The sequence below is a fragment of the Nocardia crassostreae genome (assembly GCF_001613405.1).
GTDB classification, from domain to species: domain Bacteria; phylum Actinomycetota; class Actinomycetes; order Mycobacteriales; family Mycobacteriaceae; genus Nocardia; species Nocardia crassostreae.
The window spans coordinates 780,802-797,668 of the sequence record NZ_BDCH01000012.1 but is presented as its reverse complement, the minus strand read 5'-3'; the positions used below and the strand labels follow the sequence as shown (position 1 = coordinate 797,668).

General features: G+C 68.3%; 14 protein-coding genes, 1 pseudogene and 1 riboswitch. Of the genes and pseudogenes, 9 read left to right on the top strand and 6 right to left on the bottom strand.

Annotation, left to right across the window (positions count from 1 at the left end; translation table 11 throughout):
* The first annotated feature begins 115 nt into the window (after positions 1-115).
* Positions 116-1,219, top strand: coding sequence for a serine hydrolase domain-containing protein (locus NC4_RS10495; protein ID WP_067535547.1), 1,104 nt, complete (start codon positions 116-118; stop codon positions 1,217-1,219).
* Between the two features lie 12 nt (positions 1,220-1,231).
* Here the strand turns inward: NC4_RS10495 and NC4_RS10490 are convergent, their stop codons facing one another.
* Positions 1,232-2,350, bottom strand: coding sequence for an esterase-like activity of phytase family protein (locus NC4_RS10490; RefSeq protein ID WP_067535543.1), 1,119 nt, complete (start codon positions 2,348-2,350; stop codon positions 1,232-1,234).
* A 138-nt stretch (positions 2,351-2,488) separates the two neighbouring features.
* Complete coding sequence (locus tag NC4_RS10485; RefSeq protein ID WP_067535540.1) at positions 2,489-3,349, bottom strand: helix-turn-helix transcriptional regulator; 861 nt, start codon at positions 3,347-3,349, stop codon at positions 2,489-2,491.
* Between the two features lie 55 nt (positions 3,350-3,404).
* Between NC4_RS10485 and NC4_RS10480 the strand changes: the two genes are divergently transcribed.
* From NC4_RS10480 to NC4_RS10465, 4 genes and pseudogenes are all read left to right on the top strand, one after another.
* The gene (locus NC4_RS10480) at positions 3,405-5,060 is read left to right on the top strand and encodes an AMP-binding protein (protein ID WP_067535537.1); all 1,656 of its coding nucleotides are present in this window, start codon (positions 3,405-3,407) and stop codon (positions 5,058-5,060) included.
* Positions 5,057-6,764: pseudogene (locus NC4_RS10475) on the top strand (AMP-binding protein). The gene NC4_RS10480 and the pseudogene NC4_RS10475 overlap by 4 nt, the downstream one beginning before the upstream one ends.
* A gap of 36 nt (positions 6,765-6,800) precedes the next feature.
* Complete coding sequence (locus tag NC4_RS10470) at positions 6,801-6,992, top strand: hypothetical protein (RefSeq protein WP_067535534.1); 192 nt, start codon at positions 6,801-6,803, stop codon at positions 6,990-6,992.
* Between the two features lie 232 nt (positions 6,993-7,224).
* Positions 7,225-7,914 carry a phosphoribosyltransferase family protein gene (locus NC4_RS10465; RefSeq protein ID WP_169814765.1) on the top strand — a complete coding sequence of 230 codons (690 nt, stop codon included), beginning with the start codon at positions 7,225-7,227 and terminating at the stop codon, positions 7,912-7,914.
* Positions 7,915-7,943: 29 nt separating this feature from the next.
* Positions 7,944-8,114: riboswitch (M-box (ykoK) riboswitch) on the top strand.
* Positions 8,115-8,274: 160 nt separating this feature from the next.
* Here the strand turns inward: NC4_RS10465 and NC4_RS40070 are convergent.
* Positions 8,275-8,412, bottom strand: coding sequence for a hypothetical protein (locus NC4_RS40070; protein ID WP_157554474.1), 138 nt, complete (start codon positions 8,410-8,412; stop codon positions 8,275-8,277).
* A 29-nt stretch (positions 8,413-8,441) separates the two neighbouring features.
* On the opposite strand from NC4_RS40070, the gene NC4_RS10460 reads away from it, so the two are divergent.
* Genes NC4_RS10460 through NC4_RS10450 form a run of 3 tightly spaced genes read left to right on the top strand, consistent with a single transcriptional unit; the run spans position 8,442 to position 12,310 of the window.
* Positions 8,442-9,167 (top strand): DUF8020 domain-containing protein, encoded by a 726-nt coding sequence (locus tag NC4_RS10460; RefSeq protein WP_067535529.1) that lies wholly within the window; start codon positions 8,442-8,444, stop codon positions 9,165-9,167.
* A 40-nt stretch (positions 9,168-9,207) separates the two neighbouring features.
* On the top strand, positions 9,208-11,088 hold the full coding sequence (locus NC4_RS10455) for an ABC transporter permease (protein WP_067535526.1): 1,881 nt from the start codon (positions 9,208-9,210) through the stop codon (positions 11,086-11,088).
* Complete coding sequence (locus tag NC4_RS10450) at positions 11,027-12,310, top strand: ABC transporter ATP-binding protein (RefSeq protein ID WP_067535523.1); 1,284 nt, start codon at positions 11,027-11,029, stop codon at positions 12,308-12,310. The genes NC4_RS10455 and NC4_RS10450 overlap by 62 nt, the downstream gene beginning before the upstream one ends.
* Before the next feature lie 8 nt (positions 12,311-12,318).
* On the opposite strand, the gene NC4_RS10445 is transcribed toward NC4_RS10450, so the two are convergent.
* Both NC4_RS10445 and NC4_RS10440 read right to left on the bottom strand, forming a co-directional pair.
* Positions 12,319-13,650, bottom strand: coding sequence for a cytochrome P450 (locus NC4_RS10445; RefSeq protein WP_067535520.1), 1,332 nt, complete (start codon positions 13,648-13,650; stop codon positions 12,319-12,321).
* Between the two features lie 43 nt (positions 13,651-13,693).
* A complete protein-coding gene (locus tag NC4_RS10440; RefSeq protein ID WP_067535517.1) occupies positions 13,694-14,710 on the bottom strand; it encodes a polysaccharide deacetylase family protein in 1,017 nt (338 codons plus the stop codon).
* 153 nt (positions 14,711-14,863) lie between these two features.
* Between NC4_RS10440 and NC4_RS10435 the strand changes: the two genes are divergently transcribed.
* On the top strand, positions 14,864-16,168 hold the full coding sequence (locus NC4_RS10435) for a putative glycoside hydrolase (RefSeq protein WP_245721592.1): 1,305 nt from the start codon (positions 14,864-14,866) through the stop codon (positions 16,166-16,168).
* 1 nt (position 16,169) lies between these two features.
* On the opposite strand, the gene NC4_RS10430 is transcribed toward NC4_RS10435, so the two are convergent.
* The gene (locus tag NC4_RS10430; RefSeq protein WP_067535516.1) at positions 16,170-16,727 is read right to left on the bottom strand and encodes a TetR/AcrR family transcriptional regulator; all 558 of its coding nucleotides are present in this window, start codon (positions 16,725-16,727) and stop codon (positions 16,170-16,172) included.
* Between the last annotated feature and the right edge of the window lie 140 nt (positions 16,728-16,867).

The following is a 16,867-nucleotide window of genomic DNA, read 5'->3' as shown; positions in this document are numbered from 1 at the left end:
TCAGCCACCCGGTTCACCGGGTGCGACCGCACCGCCCGGGGTGGGGTTTTCCGCAGGTCGATGCTGCGTGCAACCTCATCGCCGGGCAGCGCGCCGCCTCGTAGCGTCGAAGTCCATGCGGAACACACTTGTCCGAACCCTTGCGCTGGGCTGCGCGGCGCTCACCGCGGACGTGGTCTCGACCACACAGACGCTGGCAACTCCACGGGACGATGTACTCGACGCTGTCGTGCACCGAGCAGCCGCCACCGCGGGCGCGGATGTGCTGCTGCCCGTATCGGATGCGGCGGGCGCGCAGCTGTGGTCGGCCCGCGGCACCGGCCTCGATCAGCCCGGCGGGGAGGGCGCGGACAGCCGGTTCCGGATCGGGAGCGTCACCAAGACATTCGTCGCGACGGTGGTGCTGCAACTGGTGGACGAGGGCCGCGTCGGGCTCGACGACCCGATCGACGAGCACCTGCCGTCCGTGGTGCCCGGCGGGCAACGGATCACCGTGCGGCAGCTGCTCAACCACACCAGCGGACTCTACGACTACATGAAGGAGCCCGGCATGTCGACGAATCGGTGGCGCGGCGACGACCGACTGCTCGGCAATCACCCGGATCAGTTGCTCGACAACGCATTCCGGCACGAACCCTATTTCGCACCGGGCGCGGGATTCCGCTACTCCAATACCAACTACATCGTGCTGGGCACGCTCGTCGAACGGCTGACCGGCAACGCCTACGGCGACGAGATCGCCCGCCGCATCCTCCGGCCCCTCGGTCTGGCGCACACCCTGGCGCCAGGCCAGGACGCCGGTATCCCCGCACCCGCCCTGCGCGCCGAGCGCACCCTGGACGACGGCGTCACGGTCGAGGTGACCGAGCAGAACCCGTCCCTGGATTGGGCCGCCGGGGAAATGATCTCCACCACCGGCGATCTCGATGTCTTCCTGAACGCGCTGCTGTCCGGAAAGCTCACCAGCCCCGGCGCACTCTCCGAGATGACGCGCACCGTGCCGATGGGCCAGGGCTTCCACTACGGACTCGGCATCCAGCGCTTCGACCCGCCCTGCGGCGGCCCGCTCTGGGGGCACAGCGGCGAGTTGCTCGGCTATCTCACCTACGCCTACCGCTCCCCCGCCGGGCGCACCATGACCATGGCCATCGCCTCGGCTCCATCCGACGATCTGCCGACCCTGTACGCCACGACCGCGGCGGCCTTCTGCGCGAGCTGACTGGCCCGGGACTCAGGCCCCGCCGACCGCCAGCAGGTGGAAGGTGGTGCGTCCGGCCTGTCCGAAGTTGTTGTCCGCCACGACGATCAGCGATCGGGAACCGTCCGCCAGCGTCGGCCCCCAGGTCATGCCTTCCACGCACTGCGGGTCGATGCCCGCGGCCCGGAAATCGAATACGAGGCGCTTGCTCATGGGCACGGCATCGGCCGGGGCCGACGCCAGCCCGGTGACCGGAGTGGCTCCCGCGGTGGAGGATTCGAAGATGCGGGCGGTGAAGCCCAGCACCGGGACCAGACTGCGCTCGAGGGTGAGATACCGGTCGCCGCCGACGGCGAGCACCTCGGAAACCCCGGTGGTGGACGGAATCTCACCGAGCGCGACCTTGCTCACCGGATAGATGTACTCCGCCAACGCAGTCCCGCTGCCGCGCTGGATCCGCACCAGGCGCGACCGGCTCTCCGCATCCATGGCGGCCGCCGGTCCGTCCTGCACGAGGGCGTTCTCGCTCACCGCGACCACGGTCGAACCGCCATCGGCCAGATCCATGCTCTCGAAGCCGAGATTGTCCCGAATTCCCGAAACCTGTTGTCCGGCGGCATCGGAGGCAGGTGTGTACGCGTTCGGCACCGGCACCTCGCGGACGAACGCGCCGTCGAGGGTCGCCTCCCGGATGAACCCGGGCTGCCCGGACTTGGCCTCGCCTTCACTGGTGTAGACGAACCCCTGATGATCCGGCGTCCACCGGATCGCCTCCGGATCGAGCGTCCGCGCCGCGTACGGCGACCCGTCCTTGTCGAGAAGCTCGATGAGACTGCGGAATTCGGGCACCCCGAGCCGCCCGTCCTCCCGGACCGGAATATTCAGCGTGTACGCCCGCGCCGGGCCGTTCTCGCCCCGGTTGTCACTGATGGCCAGATAGGCGTCCCCATCCGCCCAGTAGTCGATCCCCGACAGCCCGCCCACGCGATGCCCGCCGAAGGTGAGATCGTCCGCGAAGGTGATCTGATCCAGATGCCGGACGGCCAGCGCCCCATCCGGGTCCGCCTCCTCGGCCCGCGCCGCAGCGCCGGTGGCACCGGCCGCGCATAGAACTGCCGCGAGCGCCACGGTGGTGGCACGGAGGGTTCGCATCGGTCGGGGACCGCCTTTCCGCCTTGATAGCCGGACCCCGATGTGACGCAGGCCCCTCACGTTCCTACCAGGTCGGCGTGAAAGGTTCACCCCGCACGATCGAGCGGTATGCGTCCCCGGCCCGCTCCGGCAAAGAACTCAGGGCAGTAGGCCGAGGCGTCGGGCGCGGACGACGGCCTCGTGACGGGTGTGCGCGCCCAGCTTGGTCATGGCGCTGCGCAGATAGCTCTTGACCGTCTCGGCGCGCAGCGAAAGGCGCAGGGCCACTTCCACATTGGTGCAGCCGAGGGCGATCTGGGTGAGTAGGTCCAGTTCGCGGGGTGCGAGTTTCACCGGTTCGTCGGCATCGATCACACCGGATACCACGCGCGCCAGCTTGTCGGAGACCTCGCGCAGTTTGGCGCGGGCGTGGGCGTCGGAGATGCCCTGGGTGATGCCGCGCAGTTCGGCGTGCAGGTCCCGGAGCTGTTCGGCGACAATCGCATCCGCGGCGACCACGGCATCGCGGGCCTCGTGCATGCGCAGGCGGCGGTCCACCTCGTCACGGATGGCCAACTCCACGCTCAGTCGGCGGCCCGCCTGGACCATCTCCTCGGCAATGCGATCCCCGATGGGACCGGACTCGCGATTGGCGGCATAGAGCACGGCGCGCGCCTCGCCGCCGACCACCACCGGCACCGCCACCACCGCGCGCAGGCCCTCGCCCAGGACGGGGGCGTCATAGTGATGTGTAATCGTCGACGCCGAGCGATAGTCGGCCACGGAGGTGGGCCTGCGATCGGCCACCACCATCCCGCCCAGCCCGGAACGCGGCGCCACCGCCAGGCCGCGCATCCCGTTGGTGCGGGTGCCCACGAACTCGCTGAGCACCAATGTGCCCTGGTGAACCTGCCCGCCGAAGACCACGGGCACGCGGGACAGGGCGGCGATGTGCCGTAGTTCCGCCCGCAGTGCGTCGGCATCGCGCGGTCGAAGCAGGCCGTCGGAGGGCGGAATCATCGACTACCCCTTTCCGGGGGTGGCTACGGGCGAGTGTGACGTGGATCCTATCGAAGTGAGCACAAGCACGGGCCGGCTCGGGTCGGCGAGCTATACCTTCGGGGTCTGGGACGCACCGCTGCTCGGGGACACCATCGGCGCCAATCTGGATCGCACCGCGGCCGCGCACCCGGACCGCGAGGCCCTGATCGACTACACCTCCGGGGTGCGCTGGACCTACCGCGAGTTCGTGGCGGAGGTGGACGCGCTGGCGCAGGGTTTGCTGGCGGCCGGTCTGGGTAAAGGTGATCGAGTGGGGGTATGGGCGCCGAACTGTCCGCAGTGGACGCTGACGCAGTACGCGACCGCGAAGGTCGGCGCCATTCTGGTGAATATCAACCCGGCGTATCGGGCACACGAACTGCGATACGTCCTGCAGCAGGCCGGGATTCGCGCACTGATTGCCGCACCGGAGTTCAAGGGCTCCGACTATGCAGCCATGATCGGCGCGGTGCGCCCGGAATGCCCGAAGCTGGAGCAGGTGGTGCTGCTCGACAGCGCCGAGTGGCGGCAGCTGTTCGAAACCGGCCGGGTGGCCGATCCGGCGGATCTGGCGCGCGCCCAGGCGAACCTGTCGCCCGACGATCCGATCAATATCCAGTACACCTCGGGCACCACGGGTTTCCCCAAGGGCGCGACGCTGTCGCACCACAACATCCTCAACAACGGCTACTTCGTCGGCGAGCTGTGCGGCTACACCGAACAGGACCGCATTGCCATTCCGGTGCCATTCTATCACTGCTTCGGCATGGTCATGGGCAATCCGGCCGCCACCAGTCACGGCGCCGCCATGGTAATCCCGGCCCCGTCCTTCGATCCGCGGGCCACTCTGGAAGCCGTTGCCGCGGAACGCTGCACCTCGCTGTACGGGGTGCCGACCATGTTCATCGCGGAACTGGCCGACCCGGAGTTCGATACCTTCGACCTGTCCGCACTGCGCACCGGGATCATGGCCGGATCGCCGTGCCCGGTGGAGGTGATGAAGCAGGTCATCGAACGCATGGGCATGCGCGAGGTCAGCATCTGCTACGGCATGACCGGAACCGCGCCGGTCTCCACCCAGACCCGCGCCGACGACACCCTGACGCAGCGCACCGCCACCGTCGGCCGGGCCGGACCGCATATCGAGATCAAGATCGTCGATCCGGTCACCGGCCTGACCGTCCCGCGCGGCGCGCCCGGCGAACTGTGCACTCGCGGCTATTCGGTCATGCTCGGCTACTGGAACGATCCCGAGAAGACAGCGGAGGCAATCGATTCCGCCCGCTGGATGCACACCGGCGATCTGGCCACCATGGACGACGACGGGTACATCGCCATTACCGGCCGCATCAAGGACATGGTCATCCGCGGCGGCGAGAACATCTACCCGCGCGAGATAGAGGAATTCCTCTACACCCACCCCGACATCCTCGACGCCCAGGTGATCGGCGTGCCCGACGCCAAATACGGCGAGGAGCTCATGGCCTGGCTGCGCATGCGCGAGGGCGCGGAACCCCTGACCGCCGCGACCCTGCGCGAGTTCTGCCTCGGCAAGCTGGCGCACTTCAAGATTCCCCGCTATGTCCACGTCGTCGACGAGTTCCCGATGACGGTGACCGGCAAGATCAGCAAGGTCGAGATGCGCGAGCTCGGCGCGCGCCTGCTCGGCCTGTCCGAGGGGCACCGATGACAGTCCCCGACAATATCGCCGCCTATCGCGCGGCGCGCGACGACCTACTAGCCGTGGGCGCCGACTACGACGCGGCGCTGGCCACCTTCCGATGGCCAGCGGCTGACCGGTGTATTCAACTGGGCCGCCGACTGGTTCGACACCATTGCCCGCGGCAACGACCGCCCGGCACTGTGGATCGTGGAGGAGGACGGCAGCGAACAGCGCGTCAGCTTCGACGCCATGGCGCAGCGCTCCGATCAGGTCGCCACCTGGCTGGCCGGGCTGGGCGTCGGCAAGGGCGACCGGGTGATGCTCATGCTCAACAATCAGGTCGAGCTGTGGGAGGCCATGCTGGCGGTGGCCAAGCTGGGCGCGGTCATCATGCCGACCACCGCGGCGCTGGGCCCGGAGGATCTGACCGACCGGATCGAGCGCGGCGGTGCGGGTTTCGTCATCGTCAATACCGCCGACACCGCCAAATTCGACCGCGTGCCGGGCGACTACACCCGAATCGTGGTGGGCGAGCGGGTATCCGGCTGGCATTCCTACGCCGAGGCCGCCATGACCATGTCGGCGGGACCGTACGCCGCGGTCACCGAGGTCGAGGATCCGCTGCTGGTGTACTTCACCTCCGGCACCACCAGCAAGCCCAAGATGGTGCAGCATTCCCAGGTCAGCTATCCGGTCGGCCATCTGTCGACCATGTACTGGATCGGGGTCCGCCCCGGTGACGTGCACCTGGCCATCAGCGCGCCGGGCTGGGCCAAGCACGCCTGGTCGTGCTTCTTCACGCCCTGACTGGCCGAGGCCACCATCTTCGTCTACAACTACGCGCGTTTCGATGCCGCCGCCCTGCTGGATCAGCTGCGCCGCGCACAGGTCAACACCTTCTGCGCCCCGCCGACCTTGTGGCGCATGCTGATTCAGGCCGATCTCGGGGAGCGCCCCGCCGGGCTGCGCGAAATCCTGGGCGCCGGTGAGCCACTCAACCCCGATGTCATCACGCAGGTGGAGAAAGCCTGGGGTCTCAGCATCCGTGATGGGTTCGGGCAGACGGAAACCACACTGCAAGTTGGGAATACACCCGGCCAGCCGATCAAGCCCGGTTCCATGGGCCGTCCGGCGCCCGGCGTACCGGTAGTGCTCGTGGACCCGATTACGGGTAAGATCAGCGATGAAGGGGAGATCTGTCTCGCCCTTTCCTCCACACCAGTGAACCTGATGACCGGCTATCTCGGCGACCCGGAACGCAATGCCGCCGTCATGGCCGATGGCTACTACCACACCGGCGACGTGGCTTCCCGCGACGACGACGGCTACATCACCTATATCGGCCGTACCGACGACGTCTTCAAATCCTCGGATTACAAGGTGTCTCCGTTCGAATTGGAATCCGTCCTCATCGAACATCCGGCCGTGGTGGAAGCCGCCGTGGTCCCGCAGCCGGACGACACCCGCCTGGCCGTGCCCAAGGCGTATGTCGCCCTGGCCGCCGGCTGGGAGCCCAATGCCGAAACCGCCCGCAGCATCCTCGAATACGCGCGCGATCACCTCGCCCCCTATCTGCGGGTGCGCCGCGTGGAATTCGCCGAGCTGCCGAAAACCATCTCCGGGAAAATCCGCCGCGTCGACCTGCGCCATCGGGAGGAGCAGGCGCACAACGCGGGCACACCAATCTCCACCGAGTACCGCTACGAGGAAGTACTGACCGAAAAGCACTGATCCATATCCCTATCCGGACGACCGATTGGAGCCTTGGTGTCCCACTCCGTGGAAACCGCGACCGCGTACGTCATCGCCGCCCTGGAAGAGAAGGGCACCGCCACGCGCGATGACTTCGACGTGACCGGCATCGTCGCCGCGACCCGCAATATCGCCGAGACGTGGGATTTCCAATCGGTCGACCGGAGGAGGTTCTGGAATATCGCGGCCACATTCATGCGGGCCTAATCGGACACGCCCGGGCGATCACGACGCGGCGCAATGGATTTCGGACCTGCGCGAAGCGCCGAAACACCAGGTCGGACGGCGCTACACTGGGGTTCTGCCCAGCTGAGCGTGGTCTTCGGCTCGTTCCGCGGCAGCTCACCGGAGAGGGCATGCGATGTCTACGGTTTCCCCTTGGCGCGACCGTCGCACCGTACGCCCCGGATCGAGTTGACGAACGGGGGCGGGGATGCGGATGCCGCCGTTCACCGATCGCGCCGAGGCGGGCCGGCAGTTGGCCGGGCTGCTCACGGCCTTTCGCGGCCCGGACGTGGTGCTGCTCGCCCTGCCCGGCGGCGGGGTGCGGGTCGCCTCCGCCATTGCCGCCGAATTGCATGTGCGCCTTGATGTCATGCTGATTCGCGCCCTCGCCGTGACCCGCCGCCCCGATCTGGTCTACGGCATTCTCGGCGAGGACTCCGCCCGCATCATCGATACCTCGGCGCTGTCGGGCGGCGGCCTCGGCGCGCCCGAACGCACCTATGCCGAAGCGGCGCAGGCCCTGCGCCTGCGCCGCGAGGCCGCCGCCTATCGCGGCAATCAGCGCCGCATCGAGCTGTCCGATCGCACGGTCGTCCTGGTCGACGACTGCCTCACCGAGACCACCGCGCTGCGCAATGCCTGTCGCATCGCGCGCGTACAGGGCGCCATCCGGATCGTGGTGGCCGTGCCGGTGGGTAGCTATCAGGCCCTGCACACGCTCACCGAGTACGCCGACAAGGTGGTCTGCGCGCACGCCACCGCGCAGCCACCCGCGGCCACGGGGTGCTATCGGCACGACATCGATACCAGCGCAGCCGATATCGCCGACCTGCTCGGCGCGAATGCGGTGCCCTTCGCCGCCGGATCCACGGTGAAAGACGTCACGTTGCGGAATGCGAATTGACTTTCCACGGGGGCGTCTCTAGTTTGAGTTATGCACCTCGATAGGCGAGGCTCCTTCACGAACACAGGCCACTGATCTGACGACGTCGAGAGACGCCCAAGGTTAGGACAGATAGCTCCGGATTAAGGGGTTATCCAAAGTGGCTTTCCCCTAGTGGAACACGTCGTGCAGTGCCGAAGCTCTGACGAGAGGGGTGTCCGCCCGAATCCCGTTCCACCGGGCCTTCTCCCCCTTGTGCGCCGACGTATCGCGTAGCCGTAGTGAGGAGGTCGGGGCAGCCATATGACGCCCGCTGATAGTCCGGAGTCTCCGGACCGGCCCCGCCGCTCCGGCTCGGTCCGATAGTCACCGAACAATAATTCACCTCTCTTTCGACAGCGCCGTGCGCTGCCGGAATTCCCGCGTGCGAAATTCGCGCTGAATTCGAATTTCGCCGATCCATGCTGCCGTCCGCACCATCGTGCGCCGACGGTAATCGAGCCTGCCCGAGAACAGCACGGGCAGCAGTATTCAGAGGGAACAACCCAATGAGAATTCGCACGATCCTGCTGACCGCCGCGACGACCGTCGCGGCCGTACTCGGCGGTTCGGCCACCGGCCTGGCCGAATCTCCGCAGCCCGCCGCCGCCGATATCGGATCGGTGCGCGGCGAGGCGCGCATCGTCGATCGAAAGGTGGTGCTGCACACCGAACTCGGCACCCTGCGCGGCACCGGCGAGCAACTGCAGATCCTCGACCCGCAGGGCACGATGGTCGGCGCGATCCCCTTGACGATCACGCGCGGGGATACCGCCTATCCGATCGACGCGCACATCGACGGCGGCGACGCCACCCTAACGCCGCGCCTGGATCGGGCTCGGCCCCTCACCGACGCGGAGCGGCACTCGATTGCCGAGGCCCAGGCCATTGCGGCGGCGGACGGCCCGGAGGACCGGTTCAACACCGCCATGGGCAATGTGAACAACGAACTCACCGTGGCCCTCGCGGTCGGCACCCTGCTCGGGGCGATCATCGGCGGACCCATCGGCTGCGTGGCCCTGGGTCTGCTCGGCCTCGGCGGGGGCGCGGTGCTGACCGCGGGCGCCATGGCGCTGCCCGCCGCCATTGTCGGCTGTCTCACCGGCGCGGTCACCGGCGCGGGGATGGGCGTGATCGTGTTCAACCTGCTGATCGGCGTGCCCGCCCTCATTGCCTCGGCCGTGCACTTCTTCAATGTCATGAACGCGCCACCCGCCCCGGAAGCGAACGACTGAGCAAGGGCGGCAACGCCTCTCATCGAGAGGAGGACTCACAATGACTGCCGATCTGGCAATTCCGAACCACCCCAAGGTAAACCCGGACAGCGCGCGGGCGCGGCGCGGACTGCGCCCGGCGGACTACCTGCTGATCGGCGCGGGCGTCGCGCTGACCATCCTGGTGCTGCGGCTGTTCCGCGATATGTCGGTCCCCTGGACGCCGGGCACCGGCTCCGACACCATTTCCACCGATCCGAGCAACCTGCCCTACTACGCGGCGCGGACCACCCTGCGCATGTTCCTGGGCCTGGTCGCCTCCATCGTGTTCACCCTGATCGTCGGTCAGTGGGCGGCGCGGTCGCGGCGGGCGGAGAAGGTGCTCATCCCCATGCTCGACGTCCTGCAGTCGGTGCCGGTGCTGGCGCTGGTGTCGATTACGGTGACCGCCTTCGTGGCCCTGTTCCAGGGCTCCTACCTGGGTGCGGAGGCGGCGTGCGTCTTCGCCGTCTTCACCGCCATGGCGTGGAACATGACCTTCGCCTACTACCAGTCGCTGCGCAATATGCCGCGCGAGCTGGACGAGGCGACCCGCATGATGCGGCTGACCCGGTGGCAGCGGCTGTGGCGGCTGGAAGTGCCCACGGCCATGGTGCCCATGATCTGGAACGGCATGATGAGCTTCGGCGGCGCGTGGTTCATGCTCGCCTCCTCCGAGGTCATCACCGTGGCGGGCAATGACGAGGCGCTGCCCGGTATGGGCAGCTTCATTGCCGCGGCCACCTCCGAGGCGGCGGTGGGCGAGCTGCTGCTGGGCGCGGCCGTCATGGTCGTCACCATCGTGCTGGTGAACGTGCTGTTCTGGCGGCTGCTGACGGCCTGGTCGGAGCGGTTCCGGGTGGAGCACACCGAAAGCGCTTCGGCGCCACGGAGTCTGGTGCTCGATCTGCTGCGGCGCACCACCGTTCCGGCCCGCATCGGGTGGCGGCTGCGACCGGTGGCCGACGGGATCGACCGGGGCATGCGGATTTTCGGGCGCAGCACCGAATCCGCGTACGACCGGGGCAATCCGAGCACGGCCGGGGATGTGCTGTTCTTCGGGCTGCTGTTCGGCGCCATCGGCTGGGGCATCTGGACGCTGGCCGCCTACTTCGAAAGAACAGTCGGGCTGGCGGAATTCGGGCCGACGGCGCTCATGGGCCTGGTCAGCCTCAGCCGCGTGATCGTGCTGCTGGTGTTCTCCACCCTGGTCTGGGTGCCGGTGGGCGTGTGGATCGGCATGAATCCGCGCATCTGCCGGTTCGCCCAGCCGATCGTGCAGGTCATGGCGAGTTTTCCGGCGCAGTTCCTGTACATCTTCGTCATTGCCGCGCTGACCTACACCGGGATCTCGCTGAATATCGGCGGCACCGTGCTCATGGCGCTGGGCGCGCAGTGGTACGTGCTGTTCAATGTGATCGCGGCGGCCGGGCAGATACCCACCGATCTGCGTGAGGCCATGGACGATCTGGGCGTGCGCGGGGTCCAGCGCTGGAAGTCGTTGATACTGCCCGCCATTGCGCCCGGGTACGTGGTCGGAGCGATCACCGCCTTCGGCGGGGCATGGAACGCGACCCTGGTCGGCGAGGTCGTCGACTCCGGCGGCACCCATCTCGAGGCGTTCGGCCTGGGCGCGTACATCACCAATGCCACGGCGGACAACGACTTCGCGAAGGTCCTGCTGGGCACGCTGGTCATGAGCATCGTGACCGTGACCATCAACCGCCTGATCTGGCGGCGACTCCAACTCACCGCGGAAAAGCGCTTCGCGCTGCTCTGGGTGTGTGTGTGGGGGGGGGCTGCGCCCCCCACACCCCCCAACTCCAATAGGAGGTCTGACCATGACTACCCCCGTCATCACCGTCGACCGTGTCACCAAGAACTTCACCAACCCCTCGGGTGAGCAACTGCCGGTGCTCTCCAATGTCTGTCTCGAGCTGCGCGACGGCGAAATCGTCGCGCAGCTGGGCAAATCCGGCTCCGGCAAGTCCACGCTGCTGCGCATTATCGCGGGCCTGGTGCGGCCCTCCGCGGGTGCGGCGCGCTACCGCGACAGCGAGATCAGCGCACCGAACGACGGCACCGCCATGGTCTTCCAGACCTTCGCGCTGTTGCCGTGGCTGACCGTGCAGCAGAATGTCGAACTCGGGCTGCGCGCCCAGGGCGTCCCGGAGCCCGAGCGCACCGAACGCACCATGGCCGCCATCGACATGATCGGCCTGGACGGCTTCGAGAACGCCTATCCGAAGGAGCTTTCCGGCGGTATGCGCCAGCGCGTCGGCTTCGCCCGCGCCCTGGTTGTGCAGCCGGAGGTGCTGCTCATGGACGAGCCGTTCTCGGCGCTGGACGTGCTCACGGCCGAGAACCTGCGCGGCGAGCTCATCCGGCTCTGGGCGCAGAGCGACTTCCCCACCCGAACGGTGCTGATGGTCACCCACAATATCGAGGAGGCGGTGCAGCTGGCCGATCGAATCCTGTTGCTGGACACCAATCCCGGGCGGATCAAGGGTGAGATCCGGGTCGGACTGGAGCATCCGCGCGACACCCGCGGGCGGCACTTCCTCAATATCGTGGATCAGGCCTACCGCATGCTCACCGATAACGCCTTCGACCGCGATCGCACCATCGCGCCCACCCCGGCCACCCGCCCGCTGCCCGCCGCCAGCGTGGACGGCATCGGCGGCATGCTCGATCTGGTCGCCGCCGACGGCGGCCGGGCCGATCTGCCCAAACTGGCCGGGGATCTGCGCTTCGAACTCGACGATCTCATGCCGCTGGTCGATGCCGCGACGCTGCTCGGCCTGGCGGGCACCGTGGACGGCGATCTCGAGCTCACCGTCAACGGCCGCAATTTCGCCGAGGCCGACATCGATACCGCCAAGCGGATTTTCGCCCGCCTGGCCCGCGCCAACGCACCCCTGGTCGCGGCCATCGATCACGCCCTGTCCACGGCGCCCAACAACCGGCTGCACGACGGCTTCTTCCTCGATCTGCTGCGCCGCGGCTTCACCGAGGACGCCGCGCTGCGGCAGTTGCGCACCGCCGTGGACTGGGGCCGCTATGCCGAACTCTACGAATACGATGCGGGCGAACATCTGCTCACCCGGGACCCGCTCACCGCGTAAGCCCTTGTTCACGCGGCCTTTTCGAGAGTCATCGGGATACCGCCGCGGGACCGCAGCGTGCTCTGCGCCCGCGCCCGGACCTCGCCCGCGCCGCGCAGACGATAGCGGCGGCTGACCTGGGAGAGCACGAGTTGCATCTCCAGCAGGGCCAGCGGCCGCCCGATGCACAGGCGCTGCCCGGCCCCGAACGGGAAGTAGGCGTAGCGGTGGGCCGGGGCGGCGGCCCACCGGTCGGGCCGGAAGACCTCCGGGTCCGGCCAGAACTCCGGATGCCGGTGAGTCAGCCAGGGCAGCAACAGGATCGACGAATCGGCGGGAATATCGCACCCGCCGATCTCCTGTGCGGTACGGGAACTGCGCAGCACCTCCCAGAACGGCGGGTAGAGGCGCAGCGTATCGTCGAGCACCCGGCGAGTGAATTCCAGGCCCGCGTAGTCGCCCGGTGCGGTCCGGGCGGCCTCCGCGCGGACGCGATCGCCCGCCTCGGGATGGCGGTCCATGAGGTACCAGGCCCACGACAGCGCGTGGGCGGTGGCCTCGTAGCCGCCGAACAGCAGCGTGACGATCTCGTCCCGCAGCTGGGTGCGGGTCATGCGCCCGGAATCGGCCGCCTCGAGCAGCAGGGGCAGCACGTCCTCGGCCGGGCCGGACCGTTCGTGGCGAGCTTCGATATTCGCGACGAGGGCGTCCAGTTCGGCCACGGCTCGGCGGGCGCGTCGCTCGCCGGGAATCCGGGTGGTCTCGGGCAGGGTGAATGTCAGGAAACGCAGGCCCAGGTGTTTCAGCACGGTGCCGAACGACGCGCCGAGCGTGGCCAATTCGCCCGCGGTCAGCCGGACGCCGAGCATGGCGGTCGCCATCAGATCCAGGGTCAGGGTGGTCATCTCCGATTCCACCTCGATGCGCGCGCCCGGACCCAGCCGGTCCCAGCGCTCGAGCATGTCCTCGATCACCGTCACCATGGCCGGTACCGCCCGTTCGAGCCGCCGGGCGTGGAAGCCCGGCTGGATCACGCGGCGCTGCTCGTGCCAGCTGTCGCCGTCATTGAGCACCAGGCCGTTGCCCATGAGGAAGTCCGCGCGCCGGAACAGCCTGCCCTTCCAGTGATTGGCATTGCGCCGGACCAGCACCTCGCCGATGTGGTCGGGATGCGCGAGCACGAAGACCGCGCCGCGCAGCACGGGCATGCGGACCACATCGCCGTACCGCTCGCGCGTCCGCAGGCAGGTGTCGAGCGGGTTCGCGGCCAGTTGCGGCAGCATGCCGAGCAGGGGTACCCCGCTCGGCCCGGGAGGCAGTCGGCCCGCGTCGACGGCGCGGCCGGATTCATCGGCCCGCATGCCGACCTATACGGGACGGGCCGCCGCGCAGTTCAAGTCCCTGTCAGTACGGGTTGGCCTGCGTCGCCCAGCGGGCGGTGAGGTCGGAGGCCAGGCGCTGGGGGAAGGAGATGCGCTGCGGATCGCCGTCGGCGGTGTAGCGCTCGGCCGGATTGGCGGCCAGCCAGTCCAGCCAGTAGGCCGAATCGAACGGGACGGTCTCGCGACCGGATCGGATGCGCGGCACACCGGCCGGATCGACCGGGCCGTACGGGGCCGGAGCCGGATTGGAGCCGACCAGCATGACCGCCTCGAAGGCGTAGGCGGTGCCACCCCAGCTCCCGGCCACCGCCAGGGCGCGGTCGCGGGGCGCGATGCCCAGCGGTAAGGCCATGGTGCGCACCGTGATTCCCGGTGCGGCCGCCGTAATGGCGCGCACGTTCTCGGCCAGTTCGCGCTGGACGCCCTCGGCGTCCAGACCGGCGAGATTGGCGTGATCGGCGGTGTGCGCGCCGATTTCGTGCCCCTGCGCCACCAGCCAGGGCACGGCGCGCGGGTCGCCACCGAAGGGCTCGTTATTGATGTAGAAGGTGGCCCGAGGCCGGAAATCCGGATAGCGCGTACCGAACTCGGCGAGAATTCCGGCGGCGCACTCCGGTTCGATGGCGCCGGTCTCGGTGAAGGCGACCTGGCTGCGGGTGGAGTCGTCGAAGGTCAGCACCACCGGGTGCGTGCCCGGGGGCAGATCGAGACGACCGGCGATGTAGTCGGCGGCGGTCACCGGGCGATAGCCCTCGCGATAGAGCCGTTCCAGTTCGTCCCGGAACTCCGCGGGTGTCTGATCGTATTCACCGGCAGGCTGCGCGGCGAGCTGGTGATACATCAGCACCGGGACCGAGCCCAGCTCATTGGCGGCGATCTCGGCCGGGTTCGGCAGCGGCCGTGTCGATTCCGTTGCCGTTCCGGGTTGTTCCGGCGGCCCGGCCGGAGCCGAGTCGTTGCCCGCGCCGCAGGCGGCGAGTCCCGCACCCAGCAGTATCGCCGAAACCAACCGCCCGACGGTGACCCAGCCCCGCACCATCAAGGGAACGTTACGCGCCAACAACGGTTTTCAGCTGATCTTCGGAAAACCCGCAGTCCGCAGCGGAACTGCGGGATAGTGGCCCTGACACATCTCGGGTGGAAGTTGGTGTACGCGTTGCTCATGCGGCTCCGGTCGACCAGTCGGCGGAGATTGGCGATCATCGCGTTCGGTGCTGTCCTCGCCATTCTGGCGGTCTCGCTACTCGTCGGATTCGCGCTCGGCAAACCTTCCGGTCCGCTAGCGGCGGCGGATACCACCCCGCCGGTCCTGGAGGTGACCCCGCCCGCGGCCGTGACCTCCTATCGCGGCCCGGTCCTGCTGCGCGGCACGGCAATCGACGCCACCCGGGTCTCGGTGGGCACGGTGGCGGTGACGCCCGGTCCGGACGGGGCCTTCGAGATCGCCGCGCCGTGGGCTCCCGCGCTGGAGGTCGTCGCGGCCGATGCGGCGGGCAATCAGACCAGCCGCACCGTCGCCACCACCGTCGCGCTGCCGCGCATGCGCGCTGTGCACGTGACCGCGCACGCCTGGTCGCACGAGGGGTTGCGCGAGGCGGTGCTGGATCTGGCGCGCGAGGGCCGGATCGACACCGTACAGCTCGATATCAAGGACGAGGACGGCGTCGTCGGCTACGACTCGCAGGTCGCGATCGCCCGGGAATCCGGTGCGGCCACAGGCATCTACGACGCGCCCGCCGCGCTGCGGCAGTTGCACGATATGGGTTTGCGGGTGGTGGGCCGCATTGTCGCCTTCCGCGATCCGACCCTCGCCGAATGGGCCTGGCACAGCGGCCGACCCGGCTGGGTTCTGCAGAACCCGTCCGGTCAGCCGTATTCGAGCCACTACGGGCCGATCGCCTTCACCAACTTCGCGAGTCCCGAAGTCCGCCAATACAATATCGACCTGGCGGTGGAGGCGGCGCGGCTCGGTTTCGACGGTGTCATGTACGACTACATCCGCCGTCCCGACGGCAGCCTGTCGAGCATGGTCTTCACCGGGCTGACCGACTCCCCCGCCGTGGCCATTGCGAATTTCCTTGCGCAGAGCCGTGATCCGGTGCACAACGCCGGGGCGCACCTGAGCGCCGCCGTCTACGGCATTGCCGCCACCCGGCCCGAGGAGATCGCCCAGGACATTCCGCTCATGGCCCGCAATGTCGATTTCGTCGCGCCCATGCTCTACCCGTCGCACTGGAACTCCGGCGAATACGGTGTGGCGCATCCCAATGGCCAGCCCTACGACATCATCTTCCGCTCGCTACAGGACTTCCACGCGCGCACGGCGGGGACCGGCGCGAACGTGGTTCCCTGGCTCCAGGATTTCAGCCTCGGCGTGAGCTACGGCGATGCGGAGGTGCGCGCCCAGATCGACGCCACCCGCGACGCGGGCATCGACAGCTTCTTCCTCTGGAATGCCGCGACGCGGTATCACGGCGGAGCCATGGACCCGAGCTGATTCAGCCGTGCAGGCCGCGCCGCAGTAGCGACCACGCCTGGCGCGCCGCGTCCGCACGGGTGGCGACGGGCGTCTTCGACAGGATCCCGCCCAGCATGGCCACGGCCATCATCACATCGCCGGTGACGATGTCCGGCCGCAGCGCACCGCGGCGGTCCGGATCCGCGAGTTTGCGTTCGGTCAGGTCGAACAGCCGTCGGCCCACCTCGCACAGCCGCGGATCCTCGGTGTCGGCGGGATCGAGGACGGCGATGAAGGCGGCCGAATCGGTGAGCTGGCCGACAATGACCGCAAGAATGTCGTCCACGGTCGATTCCGGATTCGCCGCCGCCGCTTCGACTTCGGCGATGTTCTCCTCGAATACCGTGAGCGCGATGCTCTCCCGCGTCGGGAAATGGCGGTAGAGCACCCCCTGACCGACCCCGGCCGCACGCGCGATAGCGCTCAGCGGCACATCGAAACCGTCCGCGGCGAAGAGCTCCCGGGCCGCCCGGATGAGCGCCGCCCGATTGCCCGCCGCGGCCTTCGGCCCTCGATTGGCGCGCTGTGAGGTCTCCATCCGCTCGAATTTACCGCTCCCGCCGGTACGCGCCACCCCCACCGGCCGACCTGCCGGGCGCCGGGCAATACCAGGTAAAGCCCCATTTCGGGCATACAGTGGGGCGATCGTCATGATCGATTCGGGCGAGAGGCAGGTCG